The organism is Flaviflagellibacter deserti (genome assembly GCF_042652085.1).
In the GTDB taxonomy this organism is placed as follows: Bacteria; Pseudomonadota; Alphaproteobacteria; order Rhizobiales; family Methylopilaceae; genus Flaviflagellibacter; species Flaviflagellibacter deserti.
In genome coordinates this window covers 145540-166202 of sequence record NZ_JBHSJF010000005.1, presented here as the reverse complement: position 1 = coordinate 166202, position 20663 = coordinate 145540, and the positions used below count along the sequence as shown (strand labels likewise).

Here is a 20663-nt window from a genome sequence, read left to right as displayed (position 1 = left end):
ATGCGGAAGCGTTCGAAGCCGAGCCAGCATATGATCGCGGCGCAACTGCCGCCCGAACTCAGCAATGCGGTCGATGTCTGGATCGATCAGCAGCCTGAGCCCAAGCCGAACCGTTCGGAGGTCCTGCGGCTTGCCCTGCGTCAATTCCTGGGTGGTGTGGCGCCAGTCGCATCTTCGGTTCGCTGGGAGCGGGGTCCATCAGCTCCATGCTTCAGCCAGTCGCCTCGCGCGGCGACGCCCAATCACCCTTGGTCCCGCCGGGCTTGAGCGCAGACTGTGGTCGAGCGGTGCGACTGTCGCGACAATGGCGGTTTATAGTGTAATATCGGGTGCTAAGGGCGTTCGCGGACAGTACGCAGGATTATGCAGTCCAGGTGATCGATAAACTTGAGTTCCTGCTGGCGCTGGCCAGCGAGCGACATTTTCGCAAGGCTGCGGAGGCTTGTGGCGTCACCCAGCCAACACTCTCATCGGGTATCCAGAACCTCGAGGAAATGCTGGGCGTGCGTCTCGTCGATCGCGGCTCGCGCTTCCAGGGTTTCACGCCGGAGGGCGAACGCGTGCTCGAATGGGCGCGCCGGATCGTCGCCGACAGCCGAGCCATGCGGCAGGACGTCTCGGCGCTGAAAAAGGGCCTCTCCGGCCAGCTCCGCATTGCCGCGATCCCGACCGCGCTGCCGATGGTGGCGGCACTGACGACGCCGTTCCGGCAGCGTCATCCGGATGTGTCGTTCAATATCATTTCCCGCACATCGGTCTCGATCCTGACGCTCCTCGAAAATCTCGAGGTCGATATCGGCATCACCTATGTCGAGAACGAGCCGGTCGGGCGGATGCGGACGCTGCCACTTTACCGCGAGGAATATCAGCTGCTGACGTCGGTCGACGGCCCTTACGGTTCGGCGCGGATGGTGACGTGGGAACAAGCCGGGAAGCTGCCGCTCTGCCTGATGTCGCCGGACATGCAGAACCGCCGGATCATCGACAAGACGCTGGAATCGGTGGGCGCCAAACCCGAGGCGAGCCTGGAGTCCGATTCCGTCACGGCGCTTGTCGCCCATGTACGGACCGGCAATTGGTCGACGGTCATGCCGAAGAAGTTCGCGGACATGTTCGACCTTCCCGAGAGCGTGCGCTCCATTCCGCTGGTCGAGCCGGAGCTCGTTCACATGATCGGGTTGGTCGTGGTCGACCGTAACCCGTTGAAACCGCTCACTGCGGCTCTCTGGAGCGAAGCCCAGCGTCTCGCGCCGGTCTTGGCATTGACCAGTTCAGTCTCCTCTTTAGAACGGCATCAGCCCACCGCACTTTAATGCAGAATTTCCGTTTGATAGCGATATCTAATCAGACAACGGAAACGCTGCATTGATTTCACCTTCGGACAATTCCATTTTGGAGAAGTTCGAAAGTCAGCGTGGGACAGGACCATGTCGCATTTTGAGCCGTGGACGCGTGAGCGGGCTGCGGCAATCATTGCAGAGTTCGCCGGCACCAAAGGCGCCACGATGCCGATTCTCCATGAGATTCAGCACGCCTTTGGTTTTGTGCCGGAAGCAGCGATCCCGATGATCGCCGATGCGCTGAATCTGTCGCGCGCGGAGGTCTACGGTACCGTCACGTTCTACCACGAGTTCCGGCACGAACTGCCGGGCCGACATGTGGTGAGGCTCTGCCGCGCCGAGGCCTGCCAGTCCATGGGCGGTGACGCCCTGGCCGAGCGCGCCGAGAAGCGTCTCGGCATCAAGCTCGGCGAGACCACGCCGGACCGCCGCGTCACCCTAGAGCCGATCTATTGCCTCGGACTTTGCGCCACCGCGCCGTCCGCCCAGGTCGACGACCGTATGGTCGGCCGCCTCACCGAGTCGAAGCTCGACGCCATCCTGACGGAGGCGCAGTCGTGACCATCAGGATTTACGTTCCGATCGATGTCGCGGCGCTCGCGGTCGGCGCCGACGAGGTCGTTTCCGCGATCCAGACCGAGGCGCTGAAGCGCGGCCTGCCGGTCGAGATCGTCCGCAACGGCTCGCGCGGCATGCTGTGGCTGGAGCCGCTGGTCGAGGTCGAGACGCCGAAGGGCCGCGTGGCTTTCGGCCCGGTCGAGGACACCGATGTCCCGACGCTGTTCGACGCCGGCTTCCACGAGGGCAAGGGCGGCCACAAGCTGCATATCGGCCTGACCGACGAGCATCCCTATCTCAAGAAGCAGCAGCGCCTGACCTTCGCGCGCTGCGGCATCACCGATCCGCGCTCGCTCGAAGCCTACAAGGCGCTTGGCGGCTACAAGGGCCTCGAAAAGGCGATCTCGATCGGCTCCGAGGCGACGGTCGAGGAGGTCTTCGCGTCGGGCCTGCGCGGCCGTGGCGGCGCGGGCTTCCCGACCGGCATCAAGTGGCGCACGGTCGCCGCCGCGAAGGCCGATCAGAAATACATCGTCATCAACGCCGACGAAGGCGACTCGGGCACATTCTCCGATCGCATGATCATGGAGGGCGACCCCTTCGTGCTCATCGAGGGCATGACGATCGCCGGTATCGGCGTCGGTGCGACCTACGGCTACGTCTACACCCGCTCGGAATATCCGCACGCGATCAAGGCGATGAACGACGCGATTGCGATCGCGCGCAAGGCCGGTCTGCTCGGCAAGGGCGTGGCGGGTTCGAAGTACGACTTCGACATGGAAGTCCGCATGGGCGCGGGCGCCTATGTCTGCGGCGAGGAGACCTCGCTGCTGGAATCGCTCGAGGGCAAGCGCGGCCTTGTCCGTGCCAAGCCGCCGCTTCCGGCCCTCGTCGGCGCCTTCGGCAAGCCGACCGTCATCAACAACGTCATGTCGATGGCGTCGGTGCCGATCATCCTCTCGGAAGGCGGCAAATATTACGCCGATTTCGGCATGGGCCGTTCGCGCGGCACGATGCCGGTCCAGCTCGCCGGCAATCTGAAATACGGCGGTCTCGTCGAGATCGCGTTCGGCTGCACGCTGGGCTCGCTGGTCTATGACTTCGGCGGCGGCACGCTGTCGGGCCGCCCGGAGCGCGCGGTACAGGTCGGCGGGCCGCTCGGCGCCTATGTCCCGGTCCATCAGTGGGACACGCTGTTCGATTACGAGGCTTTCACCGCGATCGGCGCGGGTGTCGGCCATGGCGGCATCGTGCTCTTCGACGACACGGTGAACCTGCTCAAGATGGCGCGCTTCGCCATGGAGTTCTGTGCGGTCGAGAGCTGCGGCAAGTGCACGCCGTGCCGGATCGGCTCGACCCGCGGCAAGGAGACGTTCGACAAGATCGCCGCCGGCATCAATGTCGAGAAGAACCTCGCGATCATCGAAGACCTTTGCCAGACCATGCGTCTGGGTTCGCTCTGCGCGCTGGGCGGCATGACGCCGTTCCCGGTCGAAAGCGCCATCAAACATTTCCCGGAAGACTTCGGCCGCAAGCCGACGCTTCAGGCAGCTGAGTGAGGATAACGACCATGTCGCTCGTCCACGAAATCGACTACGGCACGAAGAAGTCCAAGTCCGAGAAGATGGTCACCCTGACCATTGACGGCAGCGAGATCACTGTCCCGGAGGGAACGTCGATCATGCGCGCGGCGATGGAGATGGGTACGACCATCCCCAAGCTCTGTGCCACGGACATGCTGGAGAGCTTCGGCTCCTGCCGCCTCTGCCTCGTCGAGATCGAGGGCCGCGCCGGTACGCCGGCCTCGTGCACGACCCCGGTTGCGCCTGGCATCGTCGTCCACACCCAGTCGGACCGCCTTCACACAATCCGCAAGGGCGTGATGGAGCTCTACATCTCCGATCATCCGCTCGACTGCCTGACCTGCTCGGCGAACGGCGACTGCGAACTTCAGGACATGGCCGGCGCGGTCGGTCTCCGCGAAGTCCGCTACGGCATGGACAATCTGAGCCACTTCGACAAGGCGTCGGACCTGTTCCTGCCGAAGGACGAGTCGAACCCCTACTTCACCTACGATCCGGCCAAGTGCATCGTCTGCAACCGCTGCGTCCGCGCCTGCGAGGAAGTGCAGGGCACGTTCGCGCTGACGATCGAGGGGCGTGGCTTCGGCAGCCGCGTTTCGCCCGGAATGTTCGAGCCGTTCCTCGAATCCGAGTGCGTATCCTGCGGCGCCTGCGTGCAGGCCTGCCCGACCGCCACACTCCAGGAGAAGTCGGTCATCGAGATAGGCACGCCCGAGCACTCGGTCGTCACCACCTGCGCCTACTGCGGCGTCGGCTGCTCGTTCAAGGCCGAGATGAGCGGCGACAAGCTCGTCCGCATGGTTCCATATAAGGACGGCAAGGCGAACGAGGGCCATTCCTGCGTGAAGGGCCGCTTCGCCTATGGCTACGCGACCCACAAGGACCGCAAGCTGAAGCCGATGATCCGCGCCAAGATCACCGATCCGTGGCAGGAAGTGACCTGGGAAGAGGCGATCAACCACGCCGCGTCCGAGTTCAAGCGCATCCAGGCGCAGTACGGCCGCGACGCCGTCGGCGGCATTACCTCGTCGCGCTGCACGAACGAAGAGACCTATCTCGTCCAGAAGCTGATCCGTGCCGCGTTCGGCACGAACAATGTCGACACCTGCGCCCGCGTCTGCCATTCGCCGACGGGTTACGGCCTCAGCGTCACGCTCGGCACCTCGGCCGGCACGCAGACCTTCGCCTCGGTCTCTGAATCGGACGTCATCCTCGTCATCGGCGCCAACCCGACCGACGCCCATCCCGTGTTCGGTTCGCGCATGAAGGCCCGCATCCGGGAGGGCGCGAAGCTGATCGTCGCCGATCCGCGCTCGATCGACCTCGTGAAGTCGCCGCATGTGCTGGCCGATTATCACCTGCAGTTGAAGCCCGGCGCGAACGTCGCCTTCATCAACGCGATGGCGCACGTCGTCGTGACCGAAGGCCTCGTCAACGAGCAGTATGTGCGCGAGCGCTGCGACCTTGCCGAGTTCGAGAGCTGGGCGCGCTTCATCGCCGAAGAACGCAACTCGCCCGAGGCTTCGGAAAGCATCACCGGCATTCCGGCCCAGAAGCTCCGCGCAGCGGCTCGCCTCTACGCGACCGGCGGTAACGCCGCGATCTATTACGGCCTCGGCGTCACCGAGCACAGCCAGGGCTCGACCATGGTCATGGGGATGGCGAACCTCGCAATGGCCACCGGGAACATCGGCCGCGAAGGCGTCGGCATCAACCCGCTGCGCGGCCAGAACAACGTGCAGGGCTCGTGCGACATGGGCTCTTTCCCGCACGAACTGCCGGGCTACCGCCACGTCTCCGACGACGCCACGCGCGAGATGTTCGAGAGCATGTGGGGCCGTCCGCTCTCCTCGGAGCCGGGCCTGCGCATCCCGAACATGCTCGACGAGGCGCTCGCGAAGCGCTTTATGGGCATCTACATCCAGGGCGAGGACATCGTTCAGTCCGACCCGGACGCGCAGCACGTCGCGGCCGGCCTCGAGGCGATGGAATGCGTCGTCATCCAGGACATCTTCATCAACGAGACGGCCAAGTACGCGCACGTCTTCCTGCCGGGTACCTCCTTCCTCGAAAAGGATGGCACGTTCACCAACGCCGAGCGCCGCATCAACCGCGTCCGCAAGGTGATGGCGCCGTTGCCGGGCTACGCCGACTGGGAAGTCACTATCATGCTCGCCAAGGCACTCGGCTACGAGATGAACTATGCACATCCGGGCGAGATCATGGACGAGGTGGCGCGTCTGACCCCGACCTTCGCGGGTGTCAGCTACGACCTGCTCGACAAGGTCGGCTCGGTCCAGTGGCCATGCAACGAGGCGGCGCCGCTCGGTACTCCGCTGATGCACGTCGACCGCTTCGTCCGCGGGAAGGGCCGGTTCATGATGACTGAGTTCGTCCCGACGGACGAGCGCACGACGGCGAAGTTCCCGCTGGTGCTGACCACGGGGCGCATCCTCGCCCATTACAATGTAGGTGCGCAGACGCGCCGTACGGACAACACGGCATGGCATCCGGAGGACATCCTCGAGATCCATCCGTTCGACGCGGAAAACCGCGGCCTGCGTGATGGCGACCTCGTGGCGATCCAGAGCCGCGTCGGCGAAGTTTCGCTCCGGGCCAAGATCTCCGAGCGCATGCAGCCGGGCGTCGTCTACACGACCTTCCACCACCCGGTGACCGGTGCGAACGTCATCACCACTGAATTCTCCGACTGGGCCACGAACTGCCCGGAATACAAGGTCACGGCCGTCCAGGTCCGCAAGACGAACGGGCCGTCCTACTGGCAGGAGAAGTTCATGGAAGAGGACATCTCACTCACCCGCATCCTCGACGCGGCGGAGTAAGAGATGGCCGACAATACCAAGACTTTGGTTCGCATGGCGAACCAGATCGCGGACTTCTTCAAACCCTATACGCATGACGAGGCGATCGCGGGCGTCCAGGACCACGTCGTTAAGTTCTGGTCGCCGGTGATGCGCCGCGATCTCGGTGCTCATATCGAGCATGGCGGTGAAGGCCTTCACCCCTCCGTCATCGAGGCCTTCCATCTGATCGCCCAGACGAAGAGCCCGACGGCTCGCGCGACTGGCGGCCCGAAGGAACTCGGAGACATGGCCTGCGACGCAGGGTGAGGCGAGCATGAGCACGGCATTCGCCGATTGGGAAAAGGACGCGCAGGGCCGTCTCAAGGTCTGGCCTCTGGCCGCCTTTTCGACGGCTCTCTTCGCCAATGAGCGCGGTGGCGTCCGGCTGGAGATCGCCGCGCCAGTGAATGCGGGCGATTCCGTTCCTGCGCTCCAGCTCGCTCTGGACCCTGCGCAATTGCGCAGCCTTTCCGAGGCACTGGCCGATGCCGCTGACCAATTGGATCGCATCAACAAAGCGGCCGGAAGCGCCTGAGATTCCAGATCCTCGCTCCTTTGTGGCGGCGCCGCCACCGGTCGAAAAATTCGCCGGCATCCCTACATCAGGTTGGAACGAAATCCCGGCTTCGGCGCTGTAGTGCCGCAGGAGGCCACAGATGTTTGTCGCGAGTGTTTTCAGCGGTCAGTCCAAGGCGGTTCATCGCGCATTTTCTCGTCTTGCCGCAGCCAATCTCTTCGCCACCGGAGAGGCGCTAGAGTTTTTCGACGGCGAGATCGACCGCATCGAGATCCGCTCGGTTCCCGCCGACACCGAGGAGAAGGCGATCGCCGGAGCGAGCAGCCGGCGCGGCGAGCTGATCAAGGTCGTCGATCAGCCCGAGCCGATGGACGACGAGACGCGCCGTCGCCGGGAAGCCGCGCGCAAGCTGCTCGGCGATTTCGGTCTCTGATCGGGCTCATAAAAATTCCGAATACGACCAAAGTCACCATTGTGGGCGGTAGGTTTCTAGCGATCGCTAAATTAGATACGGGCGCATGTCCTCCGCGCTCCCCGAATTACGCCGTCCGCTGATCCTCGTTTCGGTCATGGCGGCGATGGCCATGATCGCCATCGAGGCGACCATCGTCTCGACCGCCATGCCGCAGATCGCGGGGCAGCTCGGCGATCTCCATCTTTACGCCTGGGTGTTCTCGTCCTTCCTGCTGACGCAGACGGCGACGACGGTGGTGTTCGGCAAGCTGGCCGATCTCTATGGGCGTAAGCCGGTTCTTATCGTCGGCATCGCGATCTTTCTGATCGGCTCGATCCTCTGCGGCTTCGCTTGGTCGATGCCGAGCCTGATCCTGTTCCGTCTGATCCAGGGCGTGGGCGCCGGCGCTATCCAGCCGGTCGGCCTCACCGTCATCGGTGATCTCTATCCGGTACAGGAGCGCGGCAAGATCCAGGGTTATCTCGCCAGCGTCTGGGGCGTTTCCTCGGTCGTTGGCCCGTTCGCCGGCGGGCTGATCATCCAGCACATGAGCTGGGCCTGGATATTCTGGATCAACATCCCGATCGGCATCGCCGCCGCGATCGGCTTTATCGCCTTCCTGCACGAGGGCGTCGAGAAGGAGCGGCGGAGCGTCGATATCGCCGGTGCGGTACTGTTCACCATCGCGGTGTCCTCGCTGATGATCGCGCTGACAGAGGTCGGGGCCGGTGCCGATACGACAGCGATTATCGCAGCCTGTGTCTCGGCGGTCGCGGCCGTCCTCTTCGTCCTGCAAGAGCGCCGCGCGCGCGACCCGATGATGGCGTTGAGCCTGTGGTCGCGCCGCGCCATCGCGACGGCGAATGCCGCGACCCTTCTCAGCGGCATGGCGATCATCGGCCTGACCACCTTCCTGCCTATGTACGTACAGGGCGTGCTGAACCAGTCGCCGCTGATTGCCGGTCTGACATTGACCGTGATGGTGCTCGGCTGGCCGGTCGGCGCGACGCTGGCCGCGAAGAACTTCAACCGCTTCGGCCTGCGCCCGACGCTCCTCTTCGGAGCGACGTTACTACCGCTAGGCGCGCTGTTCTTCCTGACGCTCGATCCCGGCTCGTCGCCCAAGGTCGCCGGATTGGGCTCGATCATCATGGGCCTCGGCATGGGCTTCCTCAGCACCGCGGCCATCGTCATCATCCAGGGTAGCGTCGGTTGGGCAGAACGTGGCGCGGCGACAGCCTCGAACATCTTCTCGCGTAATCTCGGCAGCGCTCTGGGCGCGACCGCTCTCGGCGTGATCTTCAACGTCACCCTGACCACGGGTGGCGGCGCTATCGCGCCAGTCGAGATCGACCAGATCCGGCAATTGCTCGAGCGGCCCGGCATGACGGCAGCCAACGAGATCGCTCGTGCGGCGCTCGATCATTCGCTGCATTTCGCCTTCTGGGGCATCTTCGTCATCGCCGCGCTGACCCTGCTGCTGGCATTCCTGGTGCCGGCGGTCAGCCACGAGCCGAGCGCGGCCGAGATCGCCGTCACCGACTAGGCTTTGTCCTCGCCGGGTGCCAATATCGGCGCGATCTCCCGAACCGAAATTTGCGGACCACATTTTCATGACCGATTACGTATTGCCGCCCGCCATCCGCGCCGAGGCAGAGTTCGCGCCATCCAGCGGCATTGTCGAGGTGTTCAATTACGGCCGCGACCGCGAGGGCATCATTCCGCTCTGGGCAGGGGAGGGCGACCTGCCGACGCCGGCCTTCATCCGCGAGGCGGCGGCACGGTCCTTGGAAGCGGGTGAGACCTATTATACCGCCCAGCGCGGCTTGCCCGAGCTCAGGCAGGCGATCGCGGCCTATACCGACAATCTCTATGGCGGCAATTGGGATCCGAACCGCTTTTCGGTGACGTCGAGCGGGATGCACGCGCTGCTGATGTCGCTGCGCCTGATCTCTGGCGCCGGCAACGAGGTGATCGTGCCGACTCCGGCCTGGCCGAATTTCATCGGTGCGATGACCACGCTCGGCGCGACGCCGATAGAGGTGCCGATGCTTTACGGGCAGGCGGGCTGGAATTTCGATCTCGATGCAATCGCGCGGGCGATTACGCCGCATACGCGGGCGATCGTCATCAATTCGCCGTCCAATCCGACCGGCTTCACCGCAAGCTATGACGAGCTGGAAGGCGTTCTGGCGCTCGCCCGCAAGCATAAGCTCTGGATCCTTGCCGACGAAATCTACGGACGCTTCGTCCACGACGAGAGGCTGACCGTTGGCAATAATCGCGCGCCGTCGGTCCGCGACGTCATGCGCGAGGACGACGATGTCCTGTTCATCCAGAGCTTTTCGAAGAACTGGGCAATGACCGGCTGGCGCGTCGGCTGGATCGAGGCGCCGCCCCGGATCGCGCCGGTGATCGAGAACCTCGTCCAGTATTCGACCTCGGGCGTGCCGGTATTCGTGCAACGCGGCGCGCTGGCGGCCATCACCTCGGGCGACGCCTTCATCGAGGAGCAGGTCGCGCGGTCGCGGCAAGGCCGGCAGATCATCTGCGACGGGCTGGCGATGACCGGTCTGGTCGATCTCGTGCCGCCGCCGGGCGCGTTCTACGCCTATTTCCGTGTCGACGGGGTCTCGGACTCGCGACAACTCGCGCTCGACCTCATCGACGAGGCGGCGGTCGGTCTCGCGCCCGGAACGGCGTTCGGCCGGGGCGGCGAGGAATTCCTGCGGCTGTGTTTCGCGAAGAGCCCGGAAATGGTGGGCGAGGCGGCCGATCGCCTGGCGACGGCGATCAATCGCCGGGGTGGCGCGGTGCGAAGCGCGCTGGCCTGAAACAGATCGGGCCGGCAACAGGCCGGCCCAATGGCAGTCTCTCAGATCAAGCCTTGCGATAGACGAGGCGGACGCAATTGGCGGCCTCGCGGCCAAACCTGCGGGCATCGTTCTCGCTGAGGCGGCCGGCCTGAACCTTCGGCTTCGTGGCCTTGGTGACGGCCTGCTCGAGCGAGTCGCCCTGGACTGCGTAAGCGACGGACGCGCGATAGATGACCTTGCTCTGGCCGGTCAGCTTTGCGGCGCAGGCATCGGCGTCGGCCTTTCCGGCGAAGGCGAAGCTCGGAACAGCAACAAGGGCAGCGGCGACGATAAGCGAGCGGAACATCAAGGGGGACCTCCCGGTAAATTCAGGCGAGTGGCCGGTAATCGGCCATTTGGGGCGGGCTTCACTCGACTGGTATTGCGACCTTTTGGAGGCCAAAGCGCCGTTATTTCTGGCGCTTTACGGCTGAAGCGCGCCTTTGCCTTGATTTTACCAGAACAATCGCCGACATCAGCGCTCCGTTCCAAGGAATCTTCATGCCCGATCTGTCCACCCTCGCCGTGTTCTCCGCGGCGGCGCTTGTCCTCGCATTCATGCCCGGCCCCGGCATCTTCTATATCGTCGGCCGGACCATCGCGGCCGGACGAACCGACGGCTATGCGTCGATCCTCGGCACGACGATGGGCGGCTTCGTGCATGTTTTCGCAGGCGTGGTCGGCGTATCGGCGCTGATCATGACCAGCGCGACCGCGTTCATGGCGCTCAAGGTCGTCGGTGGCGTCTATCTCGTCTACCTCGGGATCAAGACCTGGAGATCGGGGCGTCAGGCGGAGATCGATTTCTCGTCTTCTTCGGAGGGAGGTGCGTGGCGTGCATTCCGCGACGGCATCATCGTCGAGGCCACCAATCCGAAGACGGCGGCGTTCTTCCTCGCGCTGATCCCGCAGTTCATCGACCCGTCGCGTGGCACGGTCGGTCTGCAATTCTTCGTTCTCGGCGCGACGTCGATCGCGCTGAACGTCGTGGCGGATCTGGTCTACACCTTCGCCGCGTCCAGCGCGCGCACGCTCCTGATGCGTCGTCCGCACATCGTCCGTCGTCTCCGGCAGGGTTCCGGCGCGGTTCTGACGAGCTTGGGAATCTCGGTGCTGCTCAGCCGCCAACCGGCTTGACTGCCGCGATTTTTTCCTCGCACAGCACCGATAACAGGGAAGAACCGCGTTTTCCGCGGGGCTTCTATTGAGCGCCCTATCTTGCTATAGAGCGCGCCGCGCAACACCACGTCCAATCCCGTCGGCCTTTGGTCGACACCCTCTCCAAAAGTTCGGGCAAAGGCACGACATTGGAGTGGCGGCAGGATGTTGTGGCATCTTGCGTTTTGAACCTTTGGGCTCATAAGCGCGACCCATTCTGAAGGGCGGTTTTGCGGCCTTCAGAGCAATGCCGAAAGGCGTGTGCTGAACGATGATCATGACAACCCTGTGGCGGGGAAGTCACCGTCATTCAGCATTAATGCAAGGATTCGAGCTGAACCATGCGCGACACTTGCCAGTTTAGTATGGCTGATGTCTCGTGGGAGCGGCAGTTTGGACTGGGCTTTTATGGCCCCTCGTTTGTGAAAGACGGAACATGGCTCATGTGACGCCGCTTCTCGACACGATCCGCACTCCGGAAGACCTCCGTAAGCTGCCGGAAGAGAAGCTTGCTCAGGTTGCCGACGAACTTCGTCGTGAAACCATCGACGCCGTCTCGGTCACGGGCGGCCATCTCGGCGCCGGCCTCGGCGTCGTCGAACTGACAGTCGCGCTGCACTACGTCTTCAACACGCCGAAGGATCGCCTGATCTGGGACGTCGGTCACCAGACCTATCCGCACAAAATCCTCTGCGGCCGCCGCGACGGCATCCGCACGCTCCGCCAGCCGGGCGGGCTTTCGGGCTTCACCAAACGCTCCGAGAGCGAATACGACCCGTTCGGCGCGGCCCACTCCTCGACCTCGATCTCGGCCGGCCTCGGCATGGCGATCGCCCGCGATCTGTCCGGCGGCGACAACAATGTCGTCGCGGTCATCGGCGACGGTTCGATGTCAGCCGGCATGGCCTTCGAGGCGCTCAACAATGCTGGCGCGCTGAATTCGCGCCTGATCGTCATCCTGAACGACAACGAGATGTCGATCGCTCCGCCGGTCGGCGCGCTTTCGGCCTATCTGTCGCGTCTGATGTCGGGCAAGACCTATCGCTCGATCCGCGAAACGGCCAAGCAGCTCTCGAAGAACCTGCCGAGCTTCGTTACCTCCAAGGTCGGCCAGGCTGAAGAGTTCGCCCGCGGCTTCCTCGCCGGCGGCGGCACGCTGTTCGAGGAACTCGGCTTCTATTATGTCGGTCCGATCGACGGTCACGATCTGAACCATCTTCTGCCGGTGCTGCAGAACGTCCGCGACGCCGGCAACGGCCCGGTCCTGGTCCATGTCGTGACGCAGAAGGGCAAGGGCTACGCCCCGGCCGAGGCGTCGGACGACAAATATCACGGCGTCGTTCAGTTCGACGTCGTCACCGGCGCGCAGAAGAAGGCCGCCGCCAACTTCCCGAGCTATACCAAGGTCTTCGGCGACAGCCTCGCCAAGGAAGGCCAGAAGGACGACAAGATCGTCGCCATCACGGCCGCCATGCCGGACGGCACCGGCGTCGGTATCTTCGGCAAGAGCTTCCCGGAACGCACTTTCGACGTCGGCATCGCCGAGCAGCACGCGGTGACCTTCGCCGCCGGTCTCGCGACCGAGGGCTACAAGCCGTTCTGCGCGATCTACTCGACCTTCCTCCAGCGCGGCTATGACCAGCTGATCCACGATGTCGCCCTGCAGGGCCTGCCGGTCCGCTTCGCGGTCGACCGCGCGGGCTATGTCGGCGCCGACGGCGCGACCCATGCGGGCGCTTTCGACACCGCGTTCCTGTCCTGCCTGCCGGGCATGGTCGTGATGGCGGCGGCCGACGAGGCGGAACTGGTCCACATGGTCGCAACCGCGGTTGCCTATGATGACGGACCGATCGCGTTCCGCTATCCGCGCGGCGAGGGTGTCGGCGTCGAGATGCCCCAGGAAGGCATCCCGCTCGAGATCGGCAAGGGCCGCATCGTCCGCGAGGGCGATCAGGTCGCTCTGCTGTCGTTCGGCACGCGCCTGCAGGAAGCGCTCAAGGCCGCCGAGGAGCTCGAGGCCCGCGGGCTTTCGACCACGGTCGCCGACGCACGCTTCGCCAAGCCGCTCGACGAGGAGATGATCCTCAAGCTGGCCTGTACGCACGACGTGCTGCTGACGATCGAGGAAGGCTCGGTCGGCGGCTTCGGCAGCCAGGTGCTGCAGCTCCTGTCCGACCGCGGCGCGCTCGATGATGGCCTCAAGATCCGTTCTCTCGTCCTGCCTGACGAGTACACCGATCACGACAAGCCTGACCGGATGTATTCGAACGCCGGCCTCGATGCCAAGGGTATCGTCAGCAAGGTGTTCGAAGTGCTGCAGAAAACACCCCAGGCGGTGAAGGACCGGGCCTGACGGCCGCCGCGCCGGCCCTGGGCTGAGGGTTGGTCGCGGGAAGCAGGGATCGTCCGATTGGTCGTTGCCATACTCTCGATCGCGTCGCTCGCGATCTGGATATATCTCCTCGTGGGGAGAGGTGCGTTCTGGCGTGCCGCGGAGCGCGACACCCGATTTGCGCCTGACGACTTGGCTGCTCCGGCGATCTGGCCGCGTGTCGTTGCGGTCGTTCCGGCCCGCAACGAGGCCGACGTGATCGCCGAGAGCGTTGGCTCGCTTCTCGGCCAATCCTATCCCGGTCCCTTCGCGGTGGTGCTTGTCGATGACCAGAGCAGCGACGGCACCGGCGATATCGCCCGCGAGGCCGCAGGCAAGCTCGGCGGCCCCAACAGGCTTATCGTGATGCGCGGCTCCGAGCCGCCTGCCGGCTGGACCGGCAAGCTCTATGCAATGAGCCAAGGCGTCAGTGCGGTCGAGAAGGCTGGCGGCACCGATTACGTCCTCTTCACGGACGCCGACATCGGCTATCGCGATCCGAAGGCGATCGAACGGCTCGTTCGCGGCGCCGAGGCGCACGGTACGGTCCTGACCTCGCTGATGGTCAAGCTCCGCTGCGACAGCAAGGCCGAGCGCCTGCTGATCCCGGCCTTCGTCTTCTTCTTCCAGAAGCTCTATCCGTTCGCATGGGTGAACGATGCGCGCAAGAAGACGGCGGCCGCTGCTGGCGGCTGCATGCTCGTGCGTTACGAGGCGCTGAAAGTTGCGGGCGGCATCGATGCGATCCGCGGATCTCTCATCGACGATTGCGCGCTCGGCGCGCTGATGAAGAAGCGCTGGCCAATCTTCCTCGGCCTGACCGAGGCAGTCGAGAGCATTCGCCCCTATGAAGATTTCGACCATATCCGCCGCATGGTCTCGCGCTCGGCCTATGCCGAGCTCAATTATTCGCCGCTGCGCCTTCTCGGTGCTGTCGCGGGCATGTTCGTGACCTATCTCGTGCCGCCGCTATTCGCAGTGTTTGCAAGTGGCTGGCCGCAGCTCTTCGGGATTGCGGCCTGGATCATGATGGCGTTGTCGTTCCAGCCGATTTCCCGGCTCTACCGCAGCTCGCCTCTCTGGGGTGTCGCGTTGCCGTTGATCGCCGCGCTCTATCTCGCCTTCACCGTAGACTCCGCGATTCAGTACTGGCGCGGCAAGGGCGGCGCCTGGAAGGGCCGTTATCAGGCGGCGGCCGGAGGAGGCGCATGAGCACCGCGACCGAACTACGCTCCGGCAAGGGTCATACCGACGAGAACTTCCCTGTCGCGAAATTCATCCAGAAGCGCCATCGCGGGCCGATCCTCGCCTTCTACCGCTTCGTGCGCGCGGCCGACGACGTGGCCGACCATCCGACCCTGCTGCCGGACCAGAAGCTCGTGTTGCTCGACAGCCTTGATGCCGCGCTGACCGGCAACGGACCGCCGGACGAGGAAGCCGAGCCGTTGCGCCATGCGCTGGCCGAGCGCGGCCTGACGCCCCGGCATGCGCGCGATCTGCTCGATGCCTTCCGCCTCGACGCGAAGAAATCCCGCTACGCCGATTTCTCCGAGCTGATGGCCTATTGCTCGCTCTCGGCGATGCCGGTCGGCCGCTTCGTGCTCGACGTCCATGGGGAAGATCCGCAGCGCACCTGGCCGGCGTCGGACGCCATCTGTGCGGCGCTGCAGATTCTCAATCACCTGCAGGACTGCGGGAAGGATTACACGGGCATCGACCGTGTCTACATCCCTGCCGAGATCTTCGAAAATCACGACGCCCGGATCGAGGATCTCGGCGCGCCGAAAGCGACCCCGCAACTGAAGGCGGCGATCGCGGATCTCGCGGTCCGCACCGAGAAGCTTCTGGAAGAGGGCAGGACGCTTCCCGATCTCGTCCGGGACATCCGTCTCGCGGCCGAACTAAGCGCCATCTACAAACTCGCACAGACCTTGATCCGTGGCCTGCAGCATCGCGATCCGCTGAGCGAGAAGGTGCATTTCAGCAAGGTCGGCTTCGCCGCCACCGCGCTGACCGCCGTGACCGGCACGATGATCCGCCGCGCCTTCAGCCGTTCTTCCGCTCCGGCCAAGCAGGGCGCGCTATGACGATGGCCGTCGAGACCAACAACGCGCCGCCGACCGCGACGGGCAGCTCGTTCTACACAGCGATGCGCATCCTGCCGCGCGAGCGCCGCGAGGGCATGTTCGCGGTCTACGGCTTCTGCCGCGCGGTCGACGACATCGCCGACGAGGGCGGCACCGATATCGAGAAGCGCGAGGGCCTCGAGGGCTGGCGCCGCGACATCGACAGCCTCTATCAGGGCGGCCCGGCCGGCGTCGCAAGCTTTCTGACCGACACCGTCAATCGCTACGGCCTGCGCCGCCAGGATTTCCATGATGTTATCGATGGCATGGAAATGGATGTCGGCCTGCCGATCGTCGCTCCCGACTGGGCAGCGCTCGATCTCTATGTTGATCGTGTCGCGAGCGCGGTCGGTCGTCTGTCCGTGCCGGTGTTCGGAATGGACTTTGCTGCCGGAGAGAAGCTGTCGCATCATCTCGGCCGTGCGCTTCAGCTGACAAACATCTTGCGTGACCTCGATGAAGACGCGGCGATCGGCCGTCTTTACCTTCCGCGCGAAGAGTTGCACAACGCTGGCATGACCGAGCTGACGGACCCGCGTGCCGCGCTCGACCATCCGGGCCTCGATCAGGCCTGCCGCGTGGTCGCCGCCCGGGCGCAGCAGCATTTCGACGAGGCGGGCGCCATCATGGCCGCCGCCCCGCGCGTGGCCGTGCGCGCTCCGCGCCTGATGGGCGCGGCCTATCATAATGTTCTCAAACGGTTGCTTGCCCAGGGCTGGGCTCCGCCGCGCACGCGCGTCGGCGTCAGCAAGCTCACCCTGATCGGCGCGTTCCTTCGCTATGGAGTGGTCTGAATGTCAGGCGTTGTTCACATCGTCGGCGCGGGTCTCGGTGGTCTCTCGGCCGCGGTCGATCTGGCGGATGCCGGTTACAAGATCGCCTTCTACGAGGCCGCGAAGGCCGCCGGCGGCCGCTGCCGCTCCTTCATGGACACGGTCCTGAACATCGTCGTCGACAATGGCAGCCATCTCCTGCTCTCCGGCAACCACGCCGCCGTGCGCTACCTGACGCGCATCGACGGCCTGAAGGAAATGACCCAGTGCGAGGCGGAAATCCCGTTCGCCGATCTCGCCAGCGGCGAGCGCTGGACCCTGCGGCCGAATTCCAGCCGTGTTCCGTGGTGGATTCTGGACTCCAAGCGCCGCGTCCCGGGCTCCAAGGCCAGCGACTACCTGGCGCCGCTCGGCCTGCTGCGCGCGATCAATGCGTCGCGTCCCGTTGGCGAGGTGATGGACACCAAGACGAGCCTCTACGAACGGCTGTGGCGCCCGGTCATGCTGGCGGCGCTGAACGTCGAGCCGGCCGAGGCCGATGCTCAAATGGCAATCACTCTGTTCAAGGAGACGTTCGGCGCCGGCGGCCAGGCCTGCCGCCCTATCATCGCCCACAAGGGCATGTCGTCCGCCTATATCGACCCGGCGATCAAGTATCTGACTGAGCGCGGCGCGACCTTCACCTATGGCCGCACGCTGCGCGGCGTCGAGTATGACGGCGAGCGCGCCAACGTGCTCGATTTCGGTGAGGAGAAGATCACGGTCGGCCCGCAGGACATCGTCATCCTTGCCGCGCCTCCGGTCGTCGCCCGGGCCTATGTGCCGGGCCTGATCACGCCGGAGAAGTTCAAGGCGATTGTCAATCTGCACTTCAAGATCGCGCCGCCGGCCGGCCATCCGATGTATATGGGCCTCGTCAATTCCATGTCCGAATGGCTGTTCGCCTACGAGGATCATCTGTCGGTGACAATCAGCGCCGCCGACGAATTGATGACGCACGACCGTCAGTCGCTTGCCGAGAAGATCTGGGCCGAAGTGTCCAAGGTCACCGGCCTGCCGCCGGAGCTGCCGGAATGGCAGATCAACCGCGAGCGCCGAGCGACCTTCGCCGCCATTCCCAGCGAAGCGTCGAAGCGTCCGGGGCCGAAGACGCAGTTCGCCAATCTCTTCCTCGCCGGCGATTGGACCGCCACGGGCCTTCCGGCGTGCATGGAAGGCGCGATCCGTTCGGGCAACGCAGCTTCCAAGGCGATTCTTGAATCGGCCGGCGCGACCGCCCGCACGGCGGCTTGAGGGGTGCCATCTTGAACGAGGCAACCCCCTTGCGCGATCTCGCGCCGGAGATCCGGCTGGACGAGCTTGAGGGCAAGATCGCTCACGCGACCGAAGGACTGCTCGGCTATCGCAAGGCCGACGGGCATTTCTGCTTCGAACTCGAGGCGGACGCGACGATCCCGGCCGAATATGTCCTGATGCGCCATTTCCGCGGCGAGCCGATCGACCATGAGCTCGAGCGGAAGATCGCCGTGTACCTCCGCCGTATCCAGGGCGAGCACAATGGCTGGCCGCTGTTTCATGGCGGCGCGTTCGACATGTCGGCGAGCGTGAAGGCCTATTTCGCGCTCAAGATGATCGGCGACGACATCGATGCCCCGCATATGGAGAAGGCGCGCGACGCGATCCTTGCGCATGGCGGCGCGGCGAAGAGCAATGTCTTCACACGCATTCTGCTCGCGCTCTACGGTCAGGTGCCGTGGAAGGCGGTTCCGACCATGCCGGTCGAGATCATCCTTCTGCCGAAGTGGTTCCCGTTCCACCTCGACAAGGTGTCGTATTGGGCGCGCACGGTGATGGTGCCGCTCTTCGTTCTGATGCTGAAGAAGCCGCTCGCGAAGAACAAGCTCGGCATTGGCATTCCGGAACTGTTCACGACGCCCGCCTTCGAAGTGAAGACGTGGACCTTTGGTGGCGCCCACCAGAAATGGTACTGGAAGAAGTTCTTCATCGGCCTCGACAAGGTGCTGAAGGTCGCCGTTCCCTTCTTCCCGAAGGGACCGCAGGAGCGCGCGATCAAGAAGATCGTCGAGTTCGTCGACGAGCGCCTGAACGGCGAAGACGGCCTGGGCGCGATCTTTCCGGCCATGGTCAATGCGCTCGAAATGTACGACGTGCTCGGCGTGCCGCCGAACGATCCGCGCGTGGTCATCGCCCGCGCGTCGATCGAGAAGCTGCTCGTCGTCAAGGAACATGAGGCCTATTGCCAGCCTTGCCTGTCGCCGATCTGGGACACTTCGCTCGCGAGCCATGCTTTGCTCGAAGCGGGCAATGATGAGGCCGACAAGGCCGCTCGCGTCGCGCTCGACTGGCTGAAGCCGCACCAGATCCTCGACGTGAAGGGCGACTGGGCCGAGGCGCGGCCGGACGTGCGTCCGGGCGGCTGGGCGTTCCAGTATGCCAATGCGCACTATCCCGACGTCGACGATACCGCCGTGGTCGTCATGGGCATGGACCGTATCAAGGCCCGCGCGCCGGACACCGATTACGAAGCCGCCATCGAGCGTGCCCGTGAATGGATCCACGGCCTGCAGTCGAAGAATGGCGGCTGGGGGGCATTCGACGCCGACAACCAGTATTACTATCTCAACGAGATACCGTTTGCGGACCACGGCGCGCTGCTGGACCCGCCGACGGCGGACGTGTCGGCCCGCTGCGTCTCGATGCTCGCCCAGCTTGGCGAAACTGTCGAGAACAGCGACCCACTGAAGCGTGGCGTCGAATATCTGATCAAGGACCAGGAAGCTGACGGCAGTTGGTTCGGCCGCTGGGGCGTCAACTACATCTACGGCACCTGGTCCTCGCTCTGCGCGCTGAACGCGGCCGGCGTCGACCACCAATCCGCGCCGATCAGGAAAGCCGTGCAATGGCTGCTCGCCATCCAAAATCCCGATGGCGGCTGGGGCGAGGACTGCGACAGCTACAAGCTCGAATATCGCGGCTACGAACCCGCGCCGTCGATTGCGTCACAAACGGCATGGGCCTTGCTTGCGTTGCAGGCGGCCGGTGAGAACGATCACCCGGCTGTCGCGAAGGGGATTGCTTGGCTCGCAGCAACGCAGCAGAAAGACGGCCTGTGGCCGGAGGAGTATTACACGGGCGGGGGCTTTCCGCGGGTGTTCTATCTCCGCTATCACGGCTACGCGAAATTCTTCCCGCTTTGGGCCATGGCCCGCTATCGCAATCTGAAGAAGGGCAATAGCCGGCATGTCGCCTTCGGTATGTGAGATCGTCGCGGCCGCGGTGCCGGCTGCGGCCGCGCTGCCTGTCCTCGTCGTAACCGGCGTCGCGCGCGAGGCGAAAATTGCGGCCGGTCCTTCTGTGGAGACGATCTGCTCCGGTGGCGTGCCCGCGCGGCTCCGCGCGATGCTGGATGCCCGTCCGGAACCGGCCTGCCGCGCGGTGGTGAGCTTCGGTGTCGCCGGCGGTCTCGATCCGTCGCTTCATCCCGGCGATATCGTGCTGGCCACCAAGGTCGTCACCGAAGATGGGGAATGGGCGGCCGACGCGGCGCTGAACGAGACGCTGCAGAGTGCCCTCAATGTCGACAATCGTTTGCGCACCATCCAGGCGCCACTGGCTGGCGTCGACCTGGCTCTCGTGTGCAAGATCAGCAAGCGGAACACTTGGGAGAATTCGGGCGCTGCTGCGGTCGATATGGAATCCCATATCGCGGCCGAATACGCCGCGAAGCACGGCCTGCCTTTCGCGGCAATCCGCGTCGTCTGCGACCCGGCTCATCGCGGCCTGCCCGACCTCGTCGCGACTGCGCTGAAGCCTGACGGCAGTATTTCGTTGCCGGGTGTCTTCGGCAGCCTGGCACGCCGTCCTGGCCAGATCATGGATCTGATTCGCCTCGGGCGCGACGCCTCGATTGCGTTCCGCTCGCTGGGCTACGTGCCGGCGAGCTGGGGTACGGCTTTCAGCTGATCGGTCGTCTCCGGCTCCATCAAATCGCCTTGTCGCGGTGAAAACTGCCCAACGGGGAACCGGGGGGCGGGATGGGTTAC

Annotated in this window: 18 protein-coding genes; 17 read left to right on the top strand and 1 reads right to left on the bottom strand. The window is 64.5% G+C overall.

The window, feature by feature from the left end; all coding sequences use genetic code 11:
- Nucleotides 1-374 precede the first annotated feature (374 nt).
- The 9 genes from ACFPFW_RS05545 (at nt 375) to ACFPFW_RS05505 (ending at nt 10150) form a co-directional block, all read left to right on the top strand.
- Nucleotides 375-1313 carry a LysR family transcriptional regulator gene (locus tag ACFPFW_RS05545; protein ID WP_114956972.1) on the top strand — a complete coding sequence of 313 codons (939 nt, stop codon included), beginning with the start codon at nt 375-377 and terminating at the stop codon, nt 1311-1313.
- 114 nt (nt 1314-1427) lie between these two features.
- Nucleotides 1428-1901, top strand: a complete 474-nt coding sequence (locus ACFPFW_RS05540) for a formate dehydrogenase subunit gamma (RefSeq protein WP_114956971.1) — start codon at nt 1428-1430, stop codon at nt 1899-1901.
- Nucleotides 1898-3457 (top strand): formate dehydrogenase beta subunit, encoded by a 1560-nt coding sequence (locus tag ACFPFW_RS05535; RefSeq protein ID WP_114956970.1) that lies wholly within the window; start codon nt 1898-1900, stop codon nt 3455-3457. The genes ACFPFW_RS05540 and ACFPFW_RS05535 overlap by 4 nt, the downstream gene beginning before the upstream one ends.
- A gap of 11 nt (nt 3458-3468) precedes the next feature.
- Nucleotides 3469-6324, top strand: coding sequence for a formate dehydrogenase subunit alpha (gene fdhF / locus ACFPFW_RS05530; RefSeq protein ID WP_114956969.1), 2856 nt, complete (start codon nt 3469-3471; stop codon nt 6322-6324).
- Between the two features lie 3 nt (nt 6325-6327).
- Nucleotides 6328-6612 carry a formate dehydrogenase subunit delta gene (locus ACFPFW_RS05525; RefSeq protein WP_114956968.1) on the top strand — a complete coding sequence of 95 codons (285 nt, stop codon included), beginning with the start codon at nt 6328-6330 and terminating at the stop codon, nt 6610-6612.
- Between the two features lie 7 nt (nt 6613-6619).
- On the top strand, nt 6620-6880 hold the full coding sequence (locus ACFPFW_RS05520; RefSeq protein WP_114956967.1) for a hypothetical protein: 261 nt from the start codon (nt 6620-6622) through the stop codon (nt 6878-6880).
- A 121-nt stretch (nt 6881-7001) separates the two neighbouring features.
- A complete protein-coding gene (locus tag ACFPFW_RS05515) occupies nt 7002-7295 on the top strand; it encodes a hypothetical protein (RefSeq protein ID WP_114956966.1) in 294 nt (97 codons plus the stop codon).
- Nucleotides 7296-7380: 85 nt separating this feature from the next.
- Complete coding sequence (locus ACFPFW_RS05510) at nt 7381-8862, top strand: MDR family MFS transporter (protein WP_114956965.1); 1482 nt, start codon at nt 7381-7383, stop codon at nt 8860-8862.
- 67 nt (nt 8863-8929) lie between these two features.
- Nucleotides 8930-10150 carry a pyridoxal phosphate-dependent aminotransferase gene (locus tag ACFPFW_RS05505; RefSeq protein WP_114956964.1) on the top strand — a complete coding sequence of 407 codons (1221 nt, stop codon included), beginning with the start codon at nt 8930-8932 and terminating at the stop codon, nt 10148-10150.
- Nucleotides 10151-10196: 46 nt separating this feature from the next.
- Here ACFPFW_RS05505 and ACFPFW_RS05500 read toward each other — a convergent pair whose 3' ends face one another.
- The gene (locus ACFPFW_RS05500) at nt 10197-10478 is read right to left on the bottom strand and encodes a hypothetical protein (RefSeq protein WP_114956963.1); all 282 of its coding nucleotides are present in this window, start codon (nt 10476-10478) and stop codon (nt 10197-10199) included.
- 194 nt (nt 10479-10672) lie between these two features.
- Between ACFPFW_RS05500 and ACFPFW_RS05495 the strand changes: the two genes are divergently transcribed.
- From ACFPFW_RS05495 to ACFPFW_RS05460, 8 genes are all read left to right on the top strand, one after another.
- Nucleotides 10673-11308 carry a LysE family translocator gene (locus ACFPFW_RS05495; RefSeq protein ID WP_114956962.1) on the top strand — a complete coding sequence of 212 codons (636 nt, stop codon included), beginning with the start codon at nt 10673-10675 and terminating at the stop codon, nt 11306-11308.
- Between the two features lie 457 nt (nt 11309-11765).
- Nucleotides 11766-13682 (top strand): 1-deoxy-D-xylulose-5-phosphate synthase, encoded by a 1917-nt coding sequence (gene dxs / locus ACFPFW_RS05490; protein WP_114956961.1) that lies wholly within the window; start codon nt 11766-11768, stop codon nt 13680-13682.
- A gap of 57 nt (nt 13683-13739) precedes the next feature.
- Nucleotides 13740-14912 carry a glycosyltransferase gene (locus tag ACFPFW_RS05485; protein WP_114956960.1) on the top strand — a complete coding sequence of 391 codons (1173 nt, stop codon included), beginning with the start codon at nt 13740-13742 and terminating at the stop codon, nt 14910-14912.
- The gene (gene hpnC, locus ACFPFW_RS05480; protein WP_114956959.1) at nt 14909-15787 is read left to right on the top strand and encodes a squalene synthase HpnC; all 879 of its coding nucleotides are present in this window, start codon (nt 14909-14911) and stop codon (nt 15785-15787) included. The genes ACFPFW_RS05485 and hpnC overlap by 4 nt, the downstream gene beginning before the upstream one ends.
- Nucleotides 15784-16620: a presqualene diphosphate synthase HpnD gene (gene hpnD / locus ACFPFW_RS05475; RefSeq protein ID WP_379769770.1), complete on the top strand. Its 837-nt coding sequence runs from the start codon at nt 15784-15786 to the stop codon at nt 16618-16620. Before hpnC ends, hpnD begins: the two co-directional genes overlap by 4 nt.
- Nucleotides 16621-17892, top strand: a complete 1272-nt coding sequence (gene hpnE, locus ACFPFW_RS05470) for a hydroxysqualene dehydroxylase HpnE (protein WP_114956957.1) — start codon at nt 16621-16623, stop codon at nt 17890-17892. It abuts the gene before it with no gap.
- Nucleotides 17889-19880, top strand: a complete 1992-nt coding sequence (shc, locus tag ACFPFW_RS05465; RefSeq protein ID WP_379769766.1) for a squalene--hopene cyclase — start codon at nt 17889-17891, stop codon at nt 19878-19880. The genes hpnE and shc overlap by 4 nt, the downstream gene beginning before the upstream one ends.
- A complete protein-coding gene (locus tag ACFPFW_RS05460) occupies nt 19861-20583 on the top strand; it encodes a phosphorylase (RefSeq protein ID WP_114956955.1) in 723 nt (240 codons plus the stop codon). The genes shc and ACFPFW_RS05460 overlap by 20 nt, the downstream gene beginning before the upstream one ends.
- Nucleotides 20584-20663 lie beyond the last annotated feature (80 nt).

Coding starts and splice junctions, on each gene's coding strand:
- ACFPFW_RS05540 (WP_114956971.1), top strand. CDS start 1,428: ATGTCGCATTTTGAGCCGTGGACGCGTGAGCGGGCTGCGGCAATCATT.
- fdhF (WP_114956969.1), top strand. CDS start 3,469: ATGTCGCTCGTCCACGAAATCGACTACGGCACGAAGAAGTCCAAGTCC.
- ACFPFW_RS05525 (WP_114956968.1), top strand. CDS start 6,328: ATGGCCGACAATACCAAGACTTTGGTTCGCATGGCGAACCAGATCGCG.
- ACFPFW_RS05520 (WP_114956967.1), top strand. CDS start 6,620: ATGAGCACGGCATTCGCCGATTGGGAAAAGGACGCGCAGGGCCGTCTC.
- ACFPFW_RS05515 (WP_114956966.1), top strand. CDS start 7,002: ATGTTTGTCGCGAGTGTTTTCAGCGGTCAGTCCAAGGCGGTTCATCGC.
- ACFPFW_RS05510 (WP_114956965.1), top strand. CDS start 7,381: ATGTCCTCCGCGCTCCCCGAATTACGCCGTCCGCTGATCCTCGTTTCG.
- ACFPFW_RS05505 (WP_114956964.1), top strand. CDS start 8,930: ATGACCGATTACGTATTGCCGCCCGCCATCCGCGCCGAGGCAGAGTTC.
- ACFPFW_RS05500 (WP_114956963.1), bottom strand. CDS start 10,478: ATGTTCCGCTCGCTTATCGTCGCCGCTGCCCTTGTTGCTGTTCCGAGC.
- ACFPFW_RS05495 (WP_114956962.1), top strand. CDS start 10,673: ATGCCCGATCTGTCCACCCTCGCCGTGTTCTCCGCGGCGGCGCTTGTC.
- dxs (WP_114956961.1), top strand. CDS start 11,766: ATGGCTCATGTGACGCCGCTTCTCGACACGATCCGCACTCCGGAAGAC.
- hpnC (WP_114956959.1), top strand. CDS start 14,909: ATGAGCACCGCGACCGAACTACGCTCCGGCAAGGGTCATACCGACGAG.
- hpnD (WP_379769770.1), top strand. CDS start 15,784: ATGACGATGGCCGTCGAGACCAACAACGCGCCGCCGACCGCGACGGGC.
- hpnE (WP_114956957.1), top strand. CDS start 16,621: ATGTCAGGCGTTGTTCACATCGTCGGCGCGGGTCTCGGTGGTCTCTCG.
- ACFPFW_RS05460 (WP_114956955.1), top strand. CDS start 19,861: ATGTCGCCTTCGGTATGTGAGATCGTCGCGGCCGCGGTGCCGGCTGCG.